Below are 21,136 nucleotides of genomic sequence, written 5' to 3'. Positions count from 1 at the left end.
GGCGGCTCGGAATGATCTCCGCCAGATTATGAAGGATCAATCAGTGAAACAGCGACTCCCCCTCCTCACCCTCTGTCTGCTTACCCTCGTCTCTGTTTTAACTCAGCCCGGGCATGAGCTGTCAGCGAAAGACTGGCCGACCTATCTCATGGATCGGGAGCGTGCTGGTGCCACTACGGACAGCGTTCAGACTCCCTTGGTCCCTGTCTGGCAATACTCTGCTCCAAGTGCACCTCAGACTGGCCAGACCGACCCCGGCGAACGGGTCATCGAAGGCCACGATCTGGAATCGCGGGTCGATTTTGACGATGCCTTTCAGGTCGCGATCTCAGCAGGAAAGGTCTATTTCGGATCCTCGGTCGATCATCAGTTGCGTTGTGTTGATCTGAAAAGTGGACAGGTAGTCTGGCGTTTCTTTACCGGCGGCCCGATTCGTCTCTCCCCGACCGTCCATCAGGCAAAAGTCTATTTTGGCTCCGATGATGGATTCGTGTATTGCCTTGACGCAGCGACTGGAAAAGAGATCTGGAAACTGCGGGCAGGGCTGAACGAAGAAATGATTATCGCCCGCGGAGAAATGGTCTCCCGCTGGCCCGTCCGCACAAACGTACTGATCGACGAGGGAATCGCCTATTTTGGTGCCGGCATTTTTCCCCACGAAAACATTTACCTCTATGCCGTTGAGGCTAATTCTGGCAAAGTAATCTGGAAAATCGATAACCTGAGTCAGACCAGCGCTGGTCGAAATGAACTCTCTCCCCAGGGCTATATTCTGGCTAATGACGATTTCCTGTTTTTCCCCTCTGGTCGTTCTCTTCCCGCTGCCTTCAACAAAAAGACAGGGGAACAGGAACACAATCGATCTTACAGTTGGCGCAGCACCGCGGGTGGTGTCGTCGGCGGGACTCAGGCACTGTTAGCTGATGGTCAGATCTATTCGATGGGTGCTCACCACATTCTCGCCCTGACTCAGGATGAAGGCGATGTAGGCTTTGCCTGGATCAACGGACAACAGATGGTCGTCAAAGATGAGTACGCTTACCTGGCCACCGATACGAGCCTGTTGAAAGTGAATCGGCTCGAGCATGCCCAAGGCTCCCAGAAAGCCCACGCCAATGAAATGACCATCAACGGTCTGTTCCGTAAGCTCCGCAGTCTCAAAGGCGAGCAAGCCACAGCCGCCCGGGATCAGATCAAGAAATTACAGGAAGAAAATAAACAATACACACAAGCGGGCGTCATCTGGGAAAAGCCAATTGTAGCCCGTGACTCACTGATCGTGGCGGGAGATAAAGTCATCGCCGGCGGTCAGGAGCAGGTGCTGATTCTCGAAGCCGATTCCGGCAAGGTCCTGCAGACATTGAAAGTCAAAGGTAAGGCCCGGGGACTGGCTGTTTCAGATGGCCAACTGGTTGTCAGCACGTCCGCTGGCGACATCATCGGTTTTGGTTCCTCAAGTACTCCGACTGAAAAGCTGACGGAACTCGATACAGTCTCCACACAAAATCCATATGCGGACAATGCAACCTCTGCCCGTTACCAGCAGGCTGCTCAGGACATCCTGAAAAACACGGGAGTCCAGAACGGTTTCTGCCTGGTTCTGGGTGGTGAAGAGGGACAGTTGGCTTACGAACTGGCCCGCAACTCAAAGTTGAAAATCTACTGTATCGAACCCGATGCTACCAAAGTTGCTGCAGCTCGGGAAAAACTGAGCCAGGCAGGCTACTACGGACATCGGATCACATTCCATCAGACCGAACTATCGCCGCTGCCTTATTCACACTACTTTGCAAATCTGATTGTCTCAGACACACTGCTCAAAACAGGAAAAGTCCCTGGGATTCCCCAAGATGTCGCCACTCATGTCAAACCGCTGGGAGGCACTATCTGTCTGGGAACCCCCGCCGACCCGAAATCAGCGACAACGGATTCAGCCAGCCTGACAGGCTGGCTCAAAGATACCGGCCTTACCGAAACCGCTGAGATTAAGACTCAGGGTGACTATGCCCTGCTCATTCGAGGGGCTCTGCCGGGAGCCGGCAGTTGGTCTCATCAATATGCAGATCCGGGAAACACCGCGAGCAGCAAGGATCAACTCGTCAGAGGTGGTCTGGGAGTGCTCTGGTTTGGCGACCCCGGTGAAAAGAAAATGGTAAACCGCCATGAAGGTGCAGTAGGTCCACTGGCAATCAACGGCCGCCTGTTCATTCAGGGTGAAACCACCATCATGGCCTTCGATGCATACAACGGACTGTTTCTCTGGGAACGTGAAAATCCCCAGGCCATCCGTACCGGGGTATTCCAGAACCAGAATCCTGGCAACCTGGTTGCCAGTGAAGACAGCCTGTTCTTCATGATGAAAGAATATTGTTATCAACTGGATGCCGCTACGGGAAAAACGGTCACTAAGATTCCCCTGCCCGAACAGTTCAATGATGGCAAGCACGAATGGGGATACCTCGCCTATCAAGACGGCTTGTTGTTCGGCACCGCGACGACTCGCCAGGAACTCGCAGCCCGACAGATCCGCCGCGGTCGCAGAACTGAAGATTCAACAGATGCCGTTTTTGCAATCGACGTCAAAACAGGTAAACCTGCCTGGACCTATCAGGGCAAAAGCATCGCACATCACACCATCGCCATAGGTCCGGAAGCCGCATATTTTATCGACAGCTCCATTACCAGCGAGCAGCGGGCAGAGATTCTCCGTCAGGACAAATCGCACCTGAAAGATTTGACCGGGAAAGAACGGGAAATCGCAGAAGACCGCCTGAAAAAACAGGACCTGCGTCTGGCAGTCGCCCTCGACGTCAAGACAGGCAAAAAACTCTGGTCCACCCCAGTCGATGTGACTGACTGTAGCGAAATTGGCATCGGTGGCGGAAAACTTACGTTGCTCTATCAGAACAACGTTCTACTACTCTGCGGTGCCAATGCCAACGGTCATTACTGGAAACAGTTTATGGCCGGCGATTTCTCGCGACGTCGACTCGTTGCGCTGAATGCAAACGATGGTGCCCTTCTCTGGAAGAAGGACGCCAACTATCGCCATCGTCCCATCATCGTGGGTGACAAGGTGATTGCCGAGCCCTGGTCTTACGACCTCTACACTGGGTTGCAGCATATGCGGAAACACCCACTGACCGGTAAAGAAGTTCCCTGGAGTATCATGCGGGAAGGACATCACTGCGGCATGCTGGCCGCTTCCGAAAACCTATTGATGTTCCGTTCCGGTTTCACCGGCTTTTATGACCTGGAAAAAGACGCAGGCACCCGTCACTTCGCGGGCCATCGTACGGGGTGCTGGATCAACGCGATCCCAGCCAACGGTCTGGTCATGATCCCGGAATCGAGTGCCGGCTGTGTTTGTCTGTTTTCAATCTCTTCCACCATTGTGCTCGAACCGCGCGAAGAACGAAAACACTGGACTATTTTCAGCTCGGTCGGTCCGAAAACACCAGTCGATCACATGGCACTTAACATGGGAGCCCCTGGCGACCGACGGGATGCTCGCGGAACTGTCTGGATGGCATATCCGCGTCCAACCCCGAGTCGTGAAACAGGGCTCGACTTCAAATTTGATATCAGCCCCATATTCAATAGTGGCGGTGGCTACAACAGCCTCAATGAAATTACTCATCCCGTAAAAGAAGCAGAACCTCCATGGGTCTATACATCCTGGGCACGGGGTTTGAAAGAATGCTCGATTCCGCTGCTGGGTAAAGATGATGCACCTGCAAACTATTCGGTGCAGCTCTCGTTCTCGGAACTGGAACCCGTCTCTGTGAATGACTCTCAGGCTGCTCCCCTGTTTACGATTAAACTGCAGGGTAAAGTGGTACAGAAAGATTTCAACCCACACGGGAAACAGGGCATCCAGGTTCGGAAATTCGAAGGTATTCCAGTCAAAGACAATCTACATCTTGAACTGGTCCCGCAAAACGAAGCGGCAGAGCAGATGCCGGCCGCGTTAAGTGGAATTGAAATTATCCGCACAGATTCATAGACTGACTTCAGTTCAATCACTGATGTCAGTTCTCTGAATCAAGCGAGATCACGTGAAATCCCTACTCAAGTATCAATACCTCGTCGTCTTTCTGACGCTGACTATAATCAGTTTCAGCAGGCTGAATTCAGTTCATGCCCTGGAATTAACGCTCGAACCGCCGGGAGATCGTGAATTCGTTCGCGATCTGGCCGGCATGATCGATGAGCCGACTAAGAAAAAGATCCAGGAGATCTGCGATAAGTTGCTTACCGACAAGGCGACGCCGATCATTGTTGTCACCATCGATTCGATGGCTAAACATGGCGGCGCTGACATGCGGATCGAAACCTTTGCTACGATCCTCTTCAATCAGTGGCAGATCGGACATGCCAAACTGAATGATCAGGATTGGAATACCGGCATTCTGTTGCTGGTATCTAAAGATGATCGCAAGGCACGCATAGAGCTCGGTGCTGGCTGGGGTCGGGAAGACGATGCCAAGTGCCGTGAAATCATGGACGACTACATTATCCCCCATTTCAAACAGGGACAGTTTTCGCAGGGTATTCTGGCGGGAGTCGAGGCCCTCGATAAAATGGCACGCAAGCTGTCAATGCCTGCCAAGCCACAGTCTGCCTGGAGCTACGTCATCATCGCGGTGGCGATTGGACTGGCCATTTTCACCATCGTCTCTTTAATTCGCCGCGGATCCAGTGGCTGGGCCTGGTTATTCTGGGGCGTCATCTTTGCGGTGATCGGCACGATTCTCTACCAGATGCTCACCAATCGGGGAGGTGGAGGAGGCGGTTTCAGTGGCGGCTCGTTCGGAGGTGGCTTCTCCGGTGGTGGCGGTGCCACCGGCTCGTGGTAACCAGATCGTTATTCCCCAGTTTCCAGATCGAAAGCTCATTTCCATGCAGAGCGCATTTAACTTTTTAACCGAAGAACAACAGAAGCAGGTTGAGCAGGCCGTTGTTGACGCCGAGGGTAAAACATCCTGTGAGATTGTTCCCGTAGTGGCTACATCTTCGGGTCGCTACGATCGTCCGGAAGACGTTGTGGGGCTCTGGTTGACCGTTATCACAGGACTGGGCTTCTGGTATTTCTTTCCCCGTGTTCAGGGACAGGCAGGTGACTGGGGAGGTTTACCCGTCGTTGTCGAACTGATTCTGGCGGCCCTCGCGATGGTCATCGCGTTTATTCTGGGAGCGATTGCCGGAAGCCGGATCGGTTGGCTTCGTCGTCTGTTTACACCCCGACAACAGATGCAGGACGAAGTTGCCGCTCGTGCCCGGGAGATCTTTTTCGATAAGCGCGTCCATCACACCGAAGGGGGGACCGGAGTACTCATCTACATTTCCCTGTTTGAGCATGTGGCAGTGGCACTGGCTGACCAGTCAGTCATCGACAAACTGGGGCAGTCTTTCATTGATCAGATCTGTCAAAAACTGACAGCAGGTCTCCACTCAGGGAAAGCTTCTGAAACGATATGTGAAGTCATCCGCGAAATCGGCGACCAGGCAGCCATACTCCTGCCTCGCGCCTCTGATGATAAGAACGAACTTCAGGATGCCCTGGTTCTGATTGACTGATACAGCCCCAAGGTAGACAACTGATGTAAGCCATTAAATATTTGTCAGTTGCAACTTAACGGCTGTCGACTTCCTCGGAAAACTGGTATAATGTCAGTAATGAGCCGTTAAAACTAAGCAAGAATCAATCTGACCCGTTGATCTTTGTTTTCAAGAGAATGATCCAAAGTAAGGAACCATGACCATGACTAACCGCAATCGCATGGACGAACTGATCAGTGCACTGCAACAGCAACGCGATGAACTGGCCCTGAAGATTCATCTGGGGAAGAAGGAAGCACAGGACGAGTGGGATCAGGTCACCGGTCGGTTTGATAAATTAAAAGACGATTATAAACCGATGAAAGATGCCGTCTCAGAATCAGCAGGCGGAGTGGCCGACGCGCTGTGGAATGTCGGCAAAGAGATCCAGGAAAGTTTCCAGCGAATTCGTAAGTCACTCTGATCCTGATTTATTCAGGCAATGCTTTGAGCCAGATTGAATTCAGTCGCAGTCCCTGGATCCCCGCAGGGGCGGCGGCACGAATTGTAAGCTTCTGTTTTCCCTGAGACAGATCCAGTGTCCCAGCTATGGTTTTCATGAAGACATTCTGACTTGTCGTCATGGGGAGCTTACAACTCAGGCTCTGATCCCCTACTGTCAGTTGCAGAGTTCCGCTCGTCGTGGGTTCTGAACGATATCCATAGCTGAGTTCGACCTCATAACGGCCCGACTTCAATACATCCAACTGCCAATGCGCGGAACTCTTGTTGGATTTCCAGCCGTCAAGGGTATCCCAGTCATATCCGTCGAACGAATATTCGAGTCCGTCACCATCAATGATGGCCCAGCTCGGCTGTAACTCGACGACAGGTTCCGTAGAATCCCCCACAGGGATCGCAGCCGGCTGATATTCCTGCCCCCGGGTCACATCATCGAACCAGCGGTGAAACTCATTTCGCAAGCGGGAAGCCACCTCCGGGAATTTCCAGGAGACATCTTTGGTTTCACCAGGATCTGCTGTGAGGTCATACAACTGGCCAGCCGGCTCCTGCTGTTTCTTTTTGCCTTGAGGATCGTGTCCTACCAGCTTGAACCGTGGACCATGAATCGACCAGCGATGCCAGGGGTTCGGTGTGTAACGATCCCAGGTGTGATACAGGTACTCATGAGGCGACTCACCTCCCCCCTGCTGCATGAGAGACAGAATGGATTTTCCATCAAGGTCAACACCTTCGGGAATACTGACTCCCGCCAGTTCGCAGAACGTGGGAAACAGATCAATCTGAGCCACCAGCGCGTCGGTCTTTTTTCCTGCTGGAATCTGACCAGGCCAGCGGACGACGAAAGGCACTCGGGTCCCTCCTTCATAGGCACTCCCCTTACCTCCTTTAAGGCCCGCCTTGAACGCTTTGCTGACGCCTCCATTATCGCTGGTATAAATCACCAGCGTCTCCTCATCCAGTCCCTGTTCCTTCAGCACTTTGAACAATCGACTGAGATTTTGATCGATGCGCTCCACCATTCCATAAATGCGTGCTTCTCGGAGAGGAAGCCCCTTGGCGAGGTATTTCTCAATCAGCTTGTCCCCCTCCGGTTGACCGAAGTGAGTCGTATCCAGGAGAAAGGGGGAATGCGGTGCATTGAAGGCCAGAAAACAGAAAAAGGGTTGCTGCTGGTCGCGTTTGATAAAATCGATCGCCGCTTCAGTAAACAGATCGGTAACATAGCCGAGCGTTTCGACTGGTTGCCCGTTAACCACCACCTGGTCTGGATTCGAATAGCGTTCGATATGACCATGGTAATGACCGAAGAAATGATCGAAGCCCCGTCGGTGCGGCTGATATTGAGAATAACGCCCGAGATGCCATTTTCCGAACAACGCCGTCCGATAGCCGGCTGATTTCAGCACCTGTGCGATCGTCGTTTCATTCCGCCCCAGCGTATCACCACCAAAGCGGGTGTTATAAAGTCCGGTCCGCAGATAATGTCGCCCCGTCATCAATCCGGCGCGTGTGGGAGCACAAACCATGTTTGCATGGAAGTGTGTGAACGTGACCCCTTCCGCCGCCATCTGTTTTAAAGCAGGCGTTTCGATGTGAGGATTGCCAGCAACTTCAGTGTCCCAGTATCCCTGGTCATCAGCCATAATCAGCAGAATATTGGGCCGTTTGGTTGGTTCCTGTGCCTGGGCATATTCCAGAGACATCAGACAGATCAGACCGAAAACCGCAGTCAGGAGGAAACGTCGTAATTTCATGAAAAACAGCCTCAGTCTTGGTGTTGAGTCGCGATTGCGGTTCATGCCTGTTTCAGACAGTTCTCCAGATAGGCGCGAGAGCGGTTGATCTCAGCCGTCACCTGTTCCGCGGTAGGCAGAATCGGAATTCCGCGGGGTACGGGATGCATGAAGATTTCGGTTCGTCCCTGATAGTTGATCTGTTTAAGTGCTGCGAGGACAGGAACAAAATTCAGGTCACCACGGCCAGGCAGTTGCAGGAGTTCCTGTTCCTTAGGCAGTTTCTTAATACAGCCCATGCCGTGTTGCCAGGCCTGGAAGTGCACGAGCCGTTCATCCAGATCTTGAATCAGCCGGGCCATCATCTCCGGATCCTGTTCCAGATGATAGGGAGCCAGCGCGATACCGAAGTTTTTCGCTGGCAGCATTTCCATCAGCCAGAGCTGTGTATCCGGATCATTGATTAATCCACCTCCATGATTCTCCAGGCCAACAATGACGCCCTTCTCAGCAGCAGCATCGACATGCGGTTTCAGCTTTTCGGCAAACTTTTTAATCGCAGCTTTCAGTTCGGCCCCTTTCAGACCTTTGGGACCTCCGCTGTTACAGATCACCATATCACCGCCCAACTGCTTCACCAGGTCCATCTCGCCCTGCATGTTGAACAAGCCGTACTTGAAACAGGTAAAACTACCCAGTTTGACGTTGTATTGATCAAACAGCTGCTTTGTCTTTTCGACGCCCAACTCGTCAATCTGCTCGCGCTGGTTCCCGTGCCGTTTCGCCCAGATCTCCAGATATTGCGCTCCCGTTTTAGGAGTTTCCTGCAGAATCGTTTCCAGGGGGAGTGTCCCATACATGCAGGAGGCAACGATGTAGTTCAGTTGAAACGGCTTTTGTGATGTTTTGGTCCCCGCAGCCAGAGTGTTGCCAGCCAAAGTCGCTGCACAGGCAGTTCCCAGCAGTTGTTTATTAAAATTGCGACGAGTGATCTGTTCGTGCATTGGTCTGTCTTTCTAAAGTTCTATTTCACCAATTGATCAGGATACCACGCGGTCTCCACCTTTTAGGAACGGTACCGCCAGATGCTTGGGCTGACCGGTTTCCGGATCATAAATAGGCTCCGGAGAATATTGGGTAACATACGCCCGACGCATTTTATCTGTTGTATTTGCGCCACTGCGATGGAAGGTGAGAGAACTGAACACCGCCAGACTCCCCGCGGGAACGACAGCTGTGACTCCCGGTTCCTTACCGAAGTAGCCGGTTTTGTCGCCGGTCTCAGGATCCCGAATGTGCTCCACTAAGGAACGGATACCAACCGTCGAAAAGGGCAAGACATCAACGGTCCCGTTTTCCACGGTCATATCATCTACGGCCGCCCAGACCGTCACATAGGGACGATGATTGAACCCCAGGTATCCAGAATCCTGGTGCCAGGAAAACTTGATCCCCTTCTCCGCCGCTTTGACAACGTACTGATCGTAAAACAGATACGCTGTGTCTCCGATGGTGGCCTTGCAGATTTCCGCCATCAGATCGCCAAATACATACTCAGTCAGACGAGGCGCCTGATCGTATTTTTTCGCGATGTGGTAACGTTTGCCTCGATGGCTGATATGAATATGGTCTGTTCCCAGCCGATCCATTTCCTGATGCATCAAATCGATCAGATGAGCACAGGAATCCCGAATGATCTGTAGATCCTCTTCGGGGATGACCTTCTCCAGAATAAAATATCCCTCTTCCTTAAACTGACGTTTATGCTCTTCCGTGATGATCCCTGTGGAAACCGACATGATTGCTCCTGGTTGTAGAAAAACGGGAAAGGCGAAACTCATTGGAAGCTCAACTGACAACGGTTCAGGAATCAGTGATTTCGTAGCCTTTTCTCTGCTCCCGTTTGAGCCACGTATTGGCTTCGTCATCTCCCACAAACAGTTCCTGTTCGGGATCCCAAGTCAGCTTACGTCCCAGGCGTTGAGAGATATTGCCGATATGACAGACTGAAACCGAACGGTGCTGATTCTGCACACTCGAGATCGGTGTTTCGCGAGATTCGATGCAGTCGAAGAAATTGCCCATGTGATTGACAATCGCATCCAGTTTGCCCATCCGGGGAGGTCGGGAGAGATTGTCGTGAGCATAGACATTAAACTTTTCACGGGGCAGTGGATTCTGCTTCAGATCCTCGACGGGTTTACCGGCAATCGTCCCCCGGTTTACAAACATTCGTCCCTCGTCACCTTCAAACATGACGCCGGTTCGACCGGTGTCATTGACTTCCAGAATTACCCCGTTGGCATAGCGGGCCTTCAAATGGTAGTCGAGGGCAACATTGTAGCCGTTTTCGACGTTCGGAAATGTGGCGGTCCCTTCGATATCGACAGGACCGGTATCCTGCATTCCAGCTCCCCACTGGGCGATATCAATGTGATGCGCGCCCCAGTCGGTCATCTGGCCCCCCGAATACTCATACCACCAGCGGAACGTATAGTGACAACGTTCCTTAATGTAAGGCACATCAGGAGTCTGCCCCTGCCACAAATCCCAGTTTAAGACTGAAGGGACAGGCTCAGACTTGAAGGGACCACCCGTTTTGTTTTTACTGAGCGTGACAGTCACCTTCTTCAGGTTGCCGATGCGTCCATCATGTACCATTTCGACAGCCTGACGGAAACGATGATCGCTTCGCTGCCAGGTTCCGACCTGTACGACCGCGTTGGTATCTTTGACAACCCGGTTCAGGATCTTACCTTCATCCACGGTCAGTGTGAGTGGCTTTTCACAATAGACGTCTTTTCCGGCCCGGCAGGCATCGATCAGCATTTTAGTATGCCAGTGATCGGGTGCGCCGATGGTCACGACATCAATGTCGGCCTTTTCAAGCATCTCGCGATAATCTTCAAACAGTGTCGCTTTACCGCCAAACTGCTTACGGGCCTTCTGGGCGATATCACGATCCACGTCGGCTATCGCCACGATATCGCCATATTCCTGAGCCTTATCTGCGATAACCGATCCCTGGTAACGCATACCAATGGAACCAATCTTCAGCCGCTCGTTCGGATTTCGAGACTTTTGAGCAGAGCGTGCCGTATTGACGAAGACACCCGGTGCCAGGCAGGCAAGCGGCAGACCGGCTGCAGAAGTTTTCAGAAATGATCGACGTGTCAGTTTCCGTGAGGTCATTACACTCTCCTGTTGCGCTGGCAAGATTGGTTATTGAATTCAAATCAGAACTGGCTCTGGGCTTCATCCAGCATTTTCATCCAGGGTCCCATATAGTGTCCGTGGTCATGGTAGGTGCGGCCGCTGACGAGATTCCCGTCAATCACACAGGGCTCATTGACAAAAATGCCGCCACAGACTTCCAGATCAAACTGGCACTTAGGCACAGTGGCCATCCGACGTCCTTTGACGCACCCGGCCCGCGCTGGAATTTCCACTCCGTGGCAGACGGAAGCGATCGGCTTTCCGGTTTCGAAGAAATGCTGGGTGATGCGGATCAGATCCTCATCGTCGCGAATGTACTCTGGCGCACGCCCCCCACTGAAAAAGATACCCAGGTATTCTTCTTCTTTGATATCTTTGAAAGCGATGTCTGCTTCGATCGAATACCCTTCCCACTCTTTGGTGATGGTCCAGCCCGGTTTGACTTCATGCAATACCATCTGGTACCGCCGTTTTTCGGGAGCTGCGACGACAGGTTCATAGCCTCCCTCAATCAGGCGATAGTAGGGATACAGCGTATCGACAGTTTCTGTGGCATCACCAACGATGATCAGCACCTTGTTCATTCAAGTCTTTCCTTCTACGTAAAATATGAACTTCGAACGGAATTAATTTTACGAGGGATCCTCTCCCCGTCATTACGGATTTCCATAAACATTATCAGGTTTTGCGTATCAATTCACTATTGTGACCTGGAAATGCTCCAGAATCCCGTCATTAAAGCGTTATCTCAGTGCATTTTAGCACGATAGGATCCCGGCGTTTCGCCCAGTTTCTCTTTGAAAATCGTGCTGAAATGCTGCGCGTGACGAAATCCGACGCGCTCGGAGATCTGTGCCAGAGACAATTCGGTCGATACGAGCAGCTCTTTGGCCCGTTCCAGTTGATTGCGGAGAATCTCTGCTTTGGGAGAACGTCCGATAGCTGCTTTCATTTGTCGTTCCAACGCGGTTCGAGACAGCGGAACCTGTTTGAGAATATCCCCCACCTGAATTCCACGACAGGCATTTTCGCGAATGAACCGCAGCGCCATTGCCAATTCCGGATCATCCACGGCGACGACATCAGAAGACTGCCGTGTTACAATTCCCAGGGGATCAATCATGAACGGTTCTGCCGGGGCTGGTTCCCCCTGCATCAATCTACTCAACAACGCTGCCGCCTCGTAACCGATCCGGGCTGAGTTGAAGGCCACGCTCGAAAGTGGCGGCCGGGCCATCATGCAGAGGATCTCGTCATTTTCGACGCCCACCACGGCCACCTCATCGGGGACCGAGATTCCCGCCCGATCACAGGCATCCAGCAACCAGAAACCGAGCTGATCGGTACATGCCATGATCCCCACCGGTTTGGGGAGACCACGTACCCAGTCCGCCATCTGTTCCTGGTGCTTCTCCCATTCGCGAGGGGCCTCCGAATCTTCTGCCGCGGAAAACACACTCACTTCGTAACCCGCCTGCTGGATCGTTTGAATGTAATTGTCCCTGCGTTCTTCAAAATAGACTTCGATACCGATTTCATAGACACCGAAGTGACGAATCCCACGTTCGAGAAAATGCTCGGCGACCAGTCGTCCCATGGCCCGGTTATCGATCCCCAGAAACGGAAAGGCATGCTTGAGTTTCGTCGACCTTAATTCAACGGTGGGAATCCCGGATGCGGTGATCGCGTCGGCCATTTCCTGGCTGGTCGTTCGACTGAGAATTCCATCCCCCTTCCAGCGGGAGATCCAGTCCGGAATCTGAGAATCCAGAGAACGGGGCATCAGAAACACAGACCACTCTTCATTCTCAGCGATAAACTGTCGAATGCCGTTCAACAGCCCGCGCCCATGGGAGCGGGAGGTCTCAATCAGCAGTGCCACGTGGGGAATGGATGAGGAAGTCATGTGATCAGCAAGCAGATGTTGTCAGCGGAATATTTCAAGACGGATTCAAAAGCCACTTATTCTTTTACCGGAACGCTGAAATCTATTCAATCAAGATCGAAACAGTTCATATGAGATCGTACAATAGGCTTCAGTATCTCAGCCGCGGATTCACTGATGAAAAGCGACAATGAAAGGCTTTTGGATTGTATAAGATTAAACTGGCTCAACCGGGTCATTTTCTGGATGTAGCAGCCCTGGATCGTATCGCCTGGCCCGAAGAGCCGGACACCTATATTCCCGATGGTGAGCATGCCTGGCGGCTCTGGTGTGAGTATGCAACGGTTCTAATTGCTCTGGAGTCGCAGCCCGATCAAAGAGAACTCGTGACAGGAGCGCTCTTGATGTTCCCCACGAATACCAGTGAAATTTTTCTTCACAAAATCATGGTCCACCCTGATTATCGCGGCAAGGGAATCGGCTCGGCCCTGATGCAGCAGGCACTGCAAGACGCACAAGACGTCGTTCTGCTGACCGTGAATCCGGAAAACACCCCCGCAATCAAACTCTACGAAAGCTTCGGATTCAATGTCCGGACCCAGGTGGAGGGCTACTATCGCCCTCATGAGCATCGTCTGATCATGGAATTCCAACCGACCACTTAAACTTCAGGCAGGAACAACCTCAATGAATCAATCAGAGCAGGCACTCATCCTCGGAGCCGGCATCAATGGCGTTGCGATCGCCAGGGAACTGCTGCTCAACGATATGCCGGTGACGATCGTCGATCAGGGAGATCTCTCACAGGGGGCGACGTCGAAATCATCCCGCTTGATTCATGGTGGTCTCAGGTATCTGGAATACGGTGATTTTTCACTCGTAAGTGAATCGGTTCACGAGCGGGGCATCCTTTTGAATCTGGCTCCGCACCTGGTTCAGCCCCTGCGTTTTGCAATTCCCCTGTCTCATCGAGCATCGGGAATTCCCTCTTCCGGGCTACGATTTCTGAGTGGCTTCCGTGTGCCGGGTGTCCCCTGGCTGACCTCGCATTTAAATTTCTCCTCAGAACGCGGACTGTACCTGGTCAACATCGGACTGACCCTCTACGACTGGTTCGCATCAAAGGGAAATCTCCCTCGCCATTCAGTTCATAATGTCGGGGAAACGGGACTTCCTCAAATCAATGCGTCCAAATTCCGCTGGATGGCCTGCTATTCTGATGCACAAATGCGATTTCCCGAACGCTTCGTCGTCGCGCTGCTGCATGATTGTCAGCGTATTGCCCGTGAGAAAGGCATCGAATTCGAACTGCTGACCTACCACCAGGTCAGACTGAAAGAGCGAACCGCGGTAATACGAAATCAGCATGCGAACGGGCAACCTGAGCGTGAATTGGTTCCGACGGTTATCGTCAACGCTTCGGGTGCCTGTGGTGATCTGACGCTGGAACAGATGGATGTACCGTCCCCCCGTCTGATGGGGGGAACCAAGGGCAGCCATATTGTTTCGTTTCACCCTGGGTTGCGTGAGGCGCTAGGCACACAAGCCGTCTATTCCGAAGCCAGCGATGGTCGACTGGTTTTCATTCTCCCCTTTGGCGACTCCACCTTGATCGGCACGACCGATGTTCGCGTGGAGGGTAATCCGCTGGATGTCACCGCGAGTCCGGAGGAACTAAAATACCTGGTAGAGATGGTCAACATGGTTTTTCCCCAGGTCGAACTGACCCTCGATGATATCAATCTGCATTACAGTGGTGTGCGCCCTCTGCCTTATCAGCCACAGGGGAAAGCCGCCTCGATCTCTCGGGATCATTCACTGAAAGATTACGAAGGTCCCTTTGGCTGGATTGTCACACTGGTCGGGGGCAAACTGACCTCCTGGCGGGCCTTTGCCGAAAAAGTTTCCGATCGGATCCTGCGAAAACTGGGGAAAGGTTATATCTCACAATCCAAAACCCGCCTGGTTCCTGGAGCAGAAGGCTACCCGCAGACAGAATCCATTTTCAACGCGGAGCTGGATCGTCTTGCGGAAAAATACTCGCTGCCCAGAGACAGCATTCAGGCTCTCTGGACGTTGCAGGGAACCTACCTGGAGGAAATACTCGATTCTCTGCCCGAGTTTTCTCCGGAACTGATCCGTGGGACTTCACTGCCTCGCCAGTATGTTATCTGGACCATTGAGCATGAATGGGCAGAATCTTTAGGCGACCTTGTCGAACGGCGTTTAATGCTGGTCTTCTCCGAAACACTCAAGGAAGAGACGTTACAGGATCTCGCAGAATGCCTGGTTGCAGCCGGTAAAGTGTTACCTGAGCAGGCTCCTGGTCTGATACAATCTTACAAAACGCACCTTGATCATTTTTACGGTAAAGCGGTTATTACAACGTAAAACCGAAAGGTCTTCTCATGAATTATTCCCTTAAGTCTCCGTCTATCTCCTTACTGTTGGGAATTCTGCTCACTCTATTGCTGCAGAGCACTTCAATTTCAGCAGGTGAGCCCGTCCCTGAGGGCTGGCAACAGATGGCGATGCGCGAACCGGTCAAGCCGGAGTTCAGCTATCTCCCCCAGGATTCCTTCGATGGCAAAGGGGCGCTGGCAATCTCTGCTGCTCCCGACCAGACAGAATCGCATGGAGCGTGGGTAAAAACATTCCCGGTCAAGGGAGGACAGGGCTATCGCTTTCATGTCTGGAGAAAAACCGAAGGACTGGCTGTTCCGCGCCGCAATGCAGTCGTCAAAATCACATGGCTCGATGAAAAAGGGAATCTGATTCCTTCGCGCGTCCAGGGTGCCGATGACAGAGTGAGACCCGTTTTCCCCGCAGATGGAAATACAAACAAAGCAGGCTGGACCGAAGTAACTGACGTGTATCCGGTCCCGACAGAGGCGACGCAAGCCAAAGTAGAACTGCATCTCCGCTGGGCCGGTCAGGGACGCGTTCTGTGGAGTCTGCCGGAATTGAATCCTGAAGCTGCTCCCGCGCAGCGAATCATCCGACTGGCATCCGCCCATTTGCGTCCTCGCAATGGAAAGTCAGCGATGGAGAACTGCCAACAGTTCGCTCCACTGATCGCAGAAGCAGGTAAGAAACAGGCTGACCTGATCTGTCTTCCGGAATGTCTCACCATGTGCGGCACAGGCCTGGATTACGCAGATGTGGCTGAACCGGTCCCCGGCCCTTCAACCGAATATTTCGGCAAACTCGCAAAGGAATTTAATCTGTATATTGTGGCTGGCCTGCTGGAGCAATCGGGAGACCTCGTTTATAACACAGCGGCTTTGATCGGCCCTGATGGGAAGCTGGTGGGTAAATATCGGAAAGTCTGTCTTCCCCGTGAAGAAATTGAGCACGGTATCTCGCCAGGGAAAGAATATCCAGTATTTGACACCCGCTTCGGGAAACTGGGAATGATGATCTGCTGGGATGTTCATTTCCCTGAAGTGGCCCGGAACCTGGCCAATAATGGCGCTGAAGTCATTGCCATGCCGATCTGGGGCGGCAATCCGACACTCGCCAAGGCACGTGCCATTGAAAATCAGGTCTTTCTCGTCACCAGCACCTATACCGATCCTGACCGAGACTGGATGAAAACAACGATCATCGACAAGGAAGGCAAGATGCTCTCGATCGGCAAAGACTGGGGCACACTGGTGATGGCAGAGGTGAATCTGTCCCAGCCGAAGCTCTGGCGTTTCCTGGGGAACTTCCGCGAGCGAATCTATCGTGAGCGTCCCGTGGAAGGTTTTGTTGAACCGACGGAAACACGCTAGTTAAAACCTTTAGTCAACGGGGATTTCCCGGATCACTCTGAATGCACCGCGCGAAGGTGTCTCTGGTGGTCCATGACCGCGAATATAGGAAGTCATCTGGCCAGCGGGCTGTTGAAAGCCGCCCCCACGACGTACCCGTTCGCTGCCTTCTGCGGGACCGGTTGGGTTTTCGGAGGGAGAGTTGCGGTAATATTCGGCGGCATAGAAGTCCTGGCACCACTCCCACTCATTACCATAGATGTCATAGAGTCCGAATGCGTTGGGCTGCTTCTGTTTTGCAGGATATACTTTGCCTTCAGCATTCCCCTGAAACCACGCATACTGTGCCATATCCTCGGGGCTATCCCCAAAAAACCAGGGGGTTTGTGTTCCCGCCCGGCAGGCATACTCCCATTCCGCCTCAGTGGGAAGCCGATAAATAGCCCCCGTCTTTCGAGAGAGCCATTCACAAAACGCGACAGCATCATTCCAGCTGATATTGACGGCTGGCGCAGTTTTCTGCACAGCTAGCTCGCCGAGATTATTCCAGTAATAATTTCCCGACCGATTCCAGCTGCCACCAGTCATTCCGTATCCGCCAGCTCGTTCTGCATCGGTACGATAGCCGGTTTCATCAACGAAACTCTGAAACAACTGATTAGACACTTCAGTCGTCCCGATATAAAAAGGGCGTGTCAGTTTCACGGGATGTGCTGGCGCATCATAGGCAACGGGATCTGTCTCTTCCGTCCCCATGACGAACTCGCCGGGAGGAATTAAAGTCAGCTTGAGCATCACCGGCTCAGGATCGTCAGAGATTTTCTCACTGGTCTTCGCAGGCAGTTGATACTGCTTTGCATACTCTGCCTGTATCGTTCCAGCATCAAGTTGACCAGACTGACCTGGAGTCGTACCTAGAGAGCCAGTAGTCGAGTCTCCTGTCAACTGGCGTTGCGGATTCCGGAACAGCAACACAAGCAGTATTGCTGCTGCGACCGCAGCGCCCCCCCAGATCAATCCTCGCCGTCTGCCTGCAGGAGGTGCCTGGTGTTGCACAGTAGTTCCAGCCATCACCGTATAATCGGATACCGCGGGCTGCTCCCTGGTCGTCTGACTGGCCCAGGCGTCTGCTGCAGTCGTTGCCTCTGTCTGGAAATCAGCAGTCTTAGAAGCGGGGAGCATTGCTGTCTGCTCTGCATCGAAGCTGAGATTGAAATTTTGCAGATCCTGCAATAAATCGCTCACGCTCGAATAACGCTCGTCAGGTTCCTTGGCCAGCATCTTTGAAAAGATCTCATCAAAGTCCGTTGGCACCTGGCTGCAAACGCTCGACAAGCGAGGAATCGGCTGTTCCTTGTGCGCGAGTATCCGCTCGACTGTCGTCTCCCCGGTGTAAACGGGTTTCCCAGTCAGCAGGAAATAAAATGTGCAACCAAGGCTGTAAATATCAGAGCGATGATCGGCTAACCTGGTATTCCGTGCCTGTTCGGGGGCCATGTAATCAATGGTCCCCATGAAAATCTGACTGGAGGTGAGTTCGGTCTGCTCTCCGTTGGTGAGAATGTCCTCTGATGATTCCTGCAGGCGGGCCAGCCCCATATCCAGGATTTTCAGGTCTCCCTGATCATCGACTAAAATATTCGCTGGCTTTATATCCCGATGAATCACTCCCTGGGAATGGGCATAATTCAAGCCTTCCGCGATCTGCTGCAGACAATGTAACGCGTCTGCAAAATCAAGCGGTCCTGATTCCCGCACCAGTTGTGTGAGGCTCTCACCATCAATGTATTCGCAGATCAGATAATGGATTCCCTGTGATTCCCCTGCATCGTAAGCGGTTACAATATGGGGATGAGAGAGGCGAGCGGCGGTCTGCACTTCTCGCTCGAATCGCTTCAGCCGTTCCGGATTCTGATCCAAGTCCGCACGAATGACTTTGAGCGCCACAATCCGTTTCATCCGCCGATGAATGGCTTTATAAACCGTCCCCATGCCCCCTGAACCGATCGGTTCCAGAATCAGATATTCGCCAATCAACAACGGACGGCATTCCGGTTCAAGCAGCACCTGGCTCTGATAAGTCGTAAGACGACCGGACTGAGTCAGCAACTCTGCCATTTCATCTGCAGACGAAGGTAATTCAACCGTTTCGAGAATTTCAGTCAGTTCAGAGGCAGCCAGGACCCCGGACTGAATAATCCGCTCCCTGTAGGACTCTATGGAATTCCCCTGAAAGCCTGCTGACAGATCGTTCGCTTTTGAAGGTTTCAGTTCAGCTCTGGCCGTTCCAATCGTTTCCGATAACCAGTCCTGGTCCAGCAGGGGAAACGGCTGCAGATAGTCGCTGACCTGCGGAATGTCACCAGTCTGAATCCGGTGCTCGATTTCCAGTGGTATCAGTTCTTTTAGAATTACTTCGCGATATTCGACGGCAACATGATCCAGCCAATCTGTAATTGATGGTAGATCTCCCTGCCTGAGCTCTGTTTCGAACTGGTCACACAACTGATTGATTTTGAGCATCAGATCTGAAGGGAGCTGTTCGAAATCTGTTCCATTTCGCGACTTCACAAATTGCAATCCTCTTGCCAAAGACGGGTAATCAGCTGAAGCTTCCGTTCAATCGTACGACGGGCACAACCCAGCTGTTCGGCAATTTCAGTTGTAGTTTCCCCTTCCATTTTGGCTAACGCAACCTGTCTTAAGGTCGAATCGCCGGTTTTGTCCAATAAATCGAGCAGGCGTTCCAGCTCCTCGGCCAGTTGGACAGTGAATTCAGGGGAAGGTTGACTCTGAATAATCTGCTCAAAATCAACGGGAGAACTTTGTTTGTTGCGTTCTGATTCAGTGCCGCTGGAACCACTGCCTCCCCGTTTTTTCCGATTCTCATGACGTATCAGGTCAACGGACTTATGTGAGGTAATTGCCACCAGGAGCGGCCACAGGTTTTCTCGATCGGTAACCTGTGAAAAGCGGCCATTCTGCGCTCCCAGACAAAAACTTTTAAAAGCGCTGAGCGCGACATCTTCTTCATCAGCCACGGCGCGTGGTGCCCCCTGCAGCTTTCTGCGGGCCACTTCCACCATTTCCAGAAAATAGGATTCCCACAGTCGTTGCGCAGCGCGCGCATCGCCCGTTTTTAACTGATCAATCCACTGTGTGACTGTCTCTTCGATTAAAGACATTCGCGACTGTTTTCCTGAAAATGAAACTCTGTCTTGGAACACTGAATTATATCGTATGCTGAGACGGTGCAACAGCTTAGACCGCTTTTCCGTGAAACAGAAGTATTTTCACAAATTTTGTCGCAACTTCATATTTGCTGTCGAATCTCCTGCAGAGACTTGAACGACAAAGAGATGTTTTCTGAGTCGGAATATCGTGTCCCCTTCGACAGAGAGAATGAACATGCGAAAATCGCAAACTGGAATTACCCGACTGCTTTACTGGATGCTCATCATCCTCCTGATGGCAACATATTTCATTACCAACACTCAGGCCCAGTCCCGAAACAACACTAAAAATGATCTACAGCCGCTCAGCGATGACTTTGATGATCCTTCCACACTCAAAGACTGGAAGCGCATCTTTGAAACCGAACAGACAAAAGCCGATCAACTGGAACGGTTTGATATTTCGCAAACCCGTAAGGGCTGGATGGTCATGATGCCTTACAGCAGCACCTGGTATATGGATTACCGGGGAATCCTGGTCTACAAACAGATTAAGGGAGACTTTGTCGTCACATCCCAAATTCGCGTCGCCCGGCGGGGGGGAGATGGTGCACCGCGCAGCAATTATTCACTGGCAGGACTCATGATTCGGACCCCGCGACAGGTCACTCCCCAAACCTGGAAACCGGGTGGGGAAAACTACATCTTTCTTTCTTTAGGTGCTGCTAATCGTCCAGGAAGCTTTCAGTTTGAAGTCAAGACGACCGTCAACAGTCGCTCGAAACTCGCTGTTACGAACGCAGGCACACCGATGGCTCAGATTCAGATTGCCCGGATCGGCGATGATTTCATACTGCTGAAAAAGACTCCTGATGGAAACTGGAATATCCATCAGCGGTATCGTCGAACTGACATGCCCGCAGAACTACAGGTGGGACTGACTGTCTACACCGATTACAGTACCGCTTCCCGCTTACAGCCATTACAGCAAAATACACAGGTCATTAAGAACGGGCGCCCCGATCTGGTCGCGGGTTTTGACTATGTCCAGTTTCGACGCCCTCAAATTCCTGCAGAACTCAGCGGAAAAATACTCAGCGACCCCCGCGCTGTTTCTGATGCAGAACTCCTGCAGTTCCTGGGAGATCACGCCCTTAGTAAATAAGGTTATGTAACACTCTGGTGACTGAATTCGTCGCACTGTCGGTTTGCAATTGATTCCGTCTGGGGCTTATAATCTGCTTTGGTCTATCAATTTACGGAGTTTGTCCGTTCACATAGCTCTGAGCAAGCCCTCAGTGAATTTAC

The 21,136-nt window shown here is 52.2% G+C and carries 16 protein-coding genes; 8 read left to right on the top strand and 8 right to left on the bottom strand.

The window, feature by feature from the left end; all coding sequences use genetic code 11:
- Positions 1-43 precede the first annotated feature (43 nt).
- The 4 genes from F1728_RS28885 (at position 44) to F1728_RS28870 (ending at position 6,025) form a co-directional block, all read left to right on the top strand.
- Positions 44-4,006 (top strand): PQQ-binding-like beta-propeller repeat protein, encoded by a 3,963-nt coding sequence (locus tag F1728_RS28885; RefSeq protein ID WP_194242578.1) that lies wholly within the window; start codon positions 44-46, stop codon positions 4,004-4,006.
- Positions 4,007-4,058: 52 nt separating this feature from the next.
- The gene (locus tag F1728_RS28880; RefSeq protein ID WP_155366902.1) at positions 4,059-4,859 is read left to right on the top strand and encodes a TPM domain-containing protein; all 801 of its coding nucleotides are present in this window, start codon (positions 4,059-4,061) and stop codon (positions 4,857-4,859) included.
- Entirely contained in the window at positions 4,801-5,580 is a 780-nt protein-coding gene (locus F1728_RS28875; protein WP_155366901.1) for a TPM domain-containing protein, read from the top strand. Before F1728_RS28880 ends, F1728_RS28875 begins: the two co-directional genes overlap by 59 nt.
- A gap of 184 nt (positions 5,581-5,764) precedes the next feature.
- Positions 5,765-6,025: a hypothetical protein gene (locus F1728_RS28870; RefSeq protein WP_155366900.1), complete on the top strand. Its 261-nt coding sequence runs from the start codon at positions 5,765-5,767 to the stop codon at positions 6,023-6,025.
- Positions 6,026-6,032: 7 nt separating this feature from the next.
- On the opposite strand, the gene F1728_RS28865 is transcribed toward F1728_RS28870, so the two are convergent.
- The 6 genes from F1728_RS28865 to F1728_RS28840 all read right to left on the bottom strand — a co-directional run bounded on the left by F1728_RS28865 (position 6,033) and on the right by F1728_RS28840 (position 12,921).
- Positions 6,033-7,820 (bottom strand): arylsulfatase, encoded by a 1,788-nt coding sequence (locus F1728_RS28865; protein ID WP_194242577.1) that lies wholly within the window; start codon positions 7,818-7,820, stop codon positions 6,033-6,035.
- 41 nt (positions 7,821-7,861) lie between these two features.
- Entirely contained in the window at positions 7,862-8,803 is a 942-nt protein-coding gene (locus F1728_RS28860; RefSeq protein WP_155366898.1) for a sugar phosphate isomerase/epimerase family protein, read from the bottom strand.
- Positions 8,804-8,839: 36 nt separating this feature from the next.
- A complete protein-coding gene (locus tag F1728_RS28855; protein WP_155366897.1) occupies positions 8,840-9,598 on the bottom strand; it encodes a phytanoyl-CoA dioxygenase family protein in 759 nt (252 codons plus the stop codon).
- Between the two features lie 64 nt (positions 9,599-9,662).
- Complete coding sequence (locus tag F1728_RS28850; protein WP_155366896.1) at positions 9,663-10,991, bottom strand: Gfo/Idh/MocA family protein; 1,329 nt, start codon at positions 10,989-10,991, stop codon at positions 9,663-9,665.
- Between the two features lie 44 nt (positions 10,992-11,035).
- A complete protein-coding gene (locus F1728_RS28845; protein WP_145041660.1) occupies positions 11,036-11,599 on the bottom strand; it encodes a DJ-1/PfpI family protein in 564 nt (187 codons plus the stop codon).
- Between the two features lie 164 nt (positions 11,600-11,763).
- Positions 11,764-12,921, bottom strand: a complete 1,158-nt coding sequence (locus tag F1728_RS28840; RefSeq protein ID WP_155366895.1) for a XylR family transcriptional regulator — start codon at positions 12,919-12,921, stop codon at positions 11,764-11,766.
- Between the two features lie 185 nt (positions 12,922-13,106).
- On the opposite strand from F1728_RS28840, the gene F1728_RS28835 reads away from it, so the two are divergent.
- From F1728_RS28835 to F1728_RS28825, 3 genes are read left to right on the top strand one after another with little or no spacing between them, the layout of a single operon-like run.
- The gene (locus F1728_RS28835; RefSeq protein ID WP_155366894.1) at positions 13,107-13,565 is read left to right on the top strand and encodes a GNAT family N-acetyltransferase; all 459 of its coding nucleotides are present in this window, start codon (positions 13,107-13,109) and stop codon (positions 13,563-13,565) included.
- 22 nt (positions 13,566-13,587) lie between these two features.
- Complete coding sequence (locus F1728_RS28830; protein WP_155366893.1) at positions 13,588-15,291, top strand: glycerol-3-phosphate dehydrogenase/oxidase; 1,704 nt, start codon at positions 13,588-13,590, stop codon at positions 15,289-15,291.
- A gap of 17 nt (positions 15,292-15,308) precedes the next feature.
- Positions 15,309-16,676: a carbon-nitrogen hydrolase family protein gene (locus F1728_RS28825; RefSeq protein ID WP_155366892.1), complete on the top strand. Its 1,368-nt coding sequence runs from the start codon at positions 15,309-15,311 to the stop codon at positions 16,674-16,676.
- A 9-nt stretch (positions 16,677-16,685) separates the two neighbouring features.
- Here the strand turns inward: F1728_RS28825 and F1728_RS28820 are convergent, their stop codons facing one another.
- Together F1728_RS28820 and F1728_RS28815 are read right to left on the bottom strand one after the other, a co-directional pair.
- Complete coding sequence (locus F1728_RS28820; RefSeq protein ID WP_155366891.1) at positions 16,686-19,226, bottom strand: bifunctional serine/threonine-protein kinase/formylglycine-generating enzyme family protein; 2,541 nt, start codon at positions 19,224-19,226, stop codon at positions 16,686-16,688.
- Positions 19,223-19,840: an ECF-type sigma factor gene (locus F1728_RS28815; protein WP_155366890.1), complete on the bottom strand. Its 618-nt coding sequence runs from the start codon at positions 19,838-19,840 to the stop codon at positions 19,223-19,225. The genes F1728_RS28820 and F1728_RS28815 overlap by 4 nt, the downstream gene beginning before the upstream one ends.
- Positions 19,841-20,063: 223 nt before the next feature.
- Here F1728_RS28815 and F1728_RS28810 point away from each other — a divergent pair, with 223 nt between their 5' ends.
- Positions 20,064-20,993, top strand: coding sequence for a hypothetical protein (locus tag F1728_RS28810; RefSeq protein WP_155366889.1), 930 nt, complete (start codon positions 20,064-20,066; stop codon positions 20,991-20,993).
- The last annotated feature ends 143 nt before the right edge of the window (positions 20,994-21,136 follow it).

This window comes from Gimesia benthica, from assembly GCF_009720525.1.
In the GTDB taxonomy this organism is placed as follows: domain Bacteria; phylum Planctomycetota; class Planctomycetia; order Planctomycetales; family Planctomycetaceae; genus Gimesia; species Gimesia benthica.
This window is presented reverse-complemented; position numbering and strand designations above follow the sequence as displayed.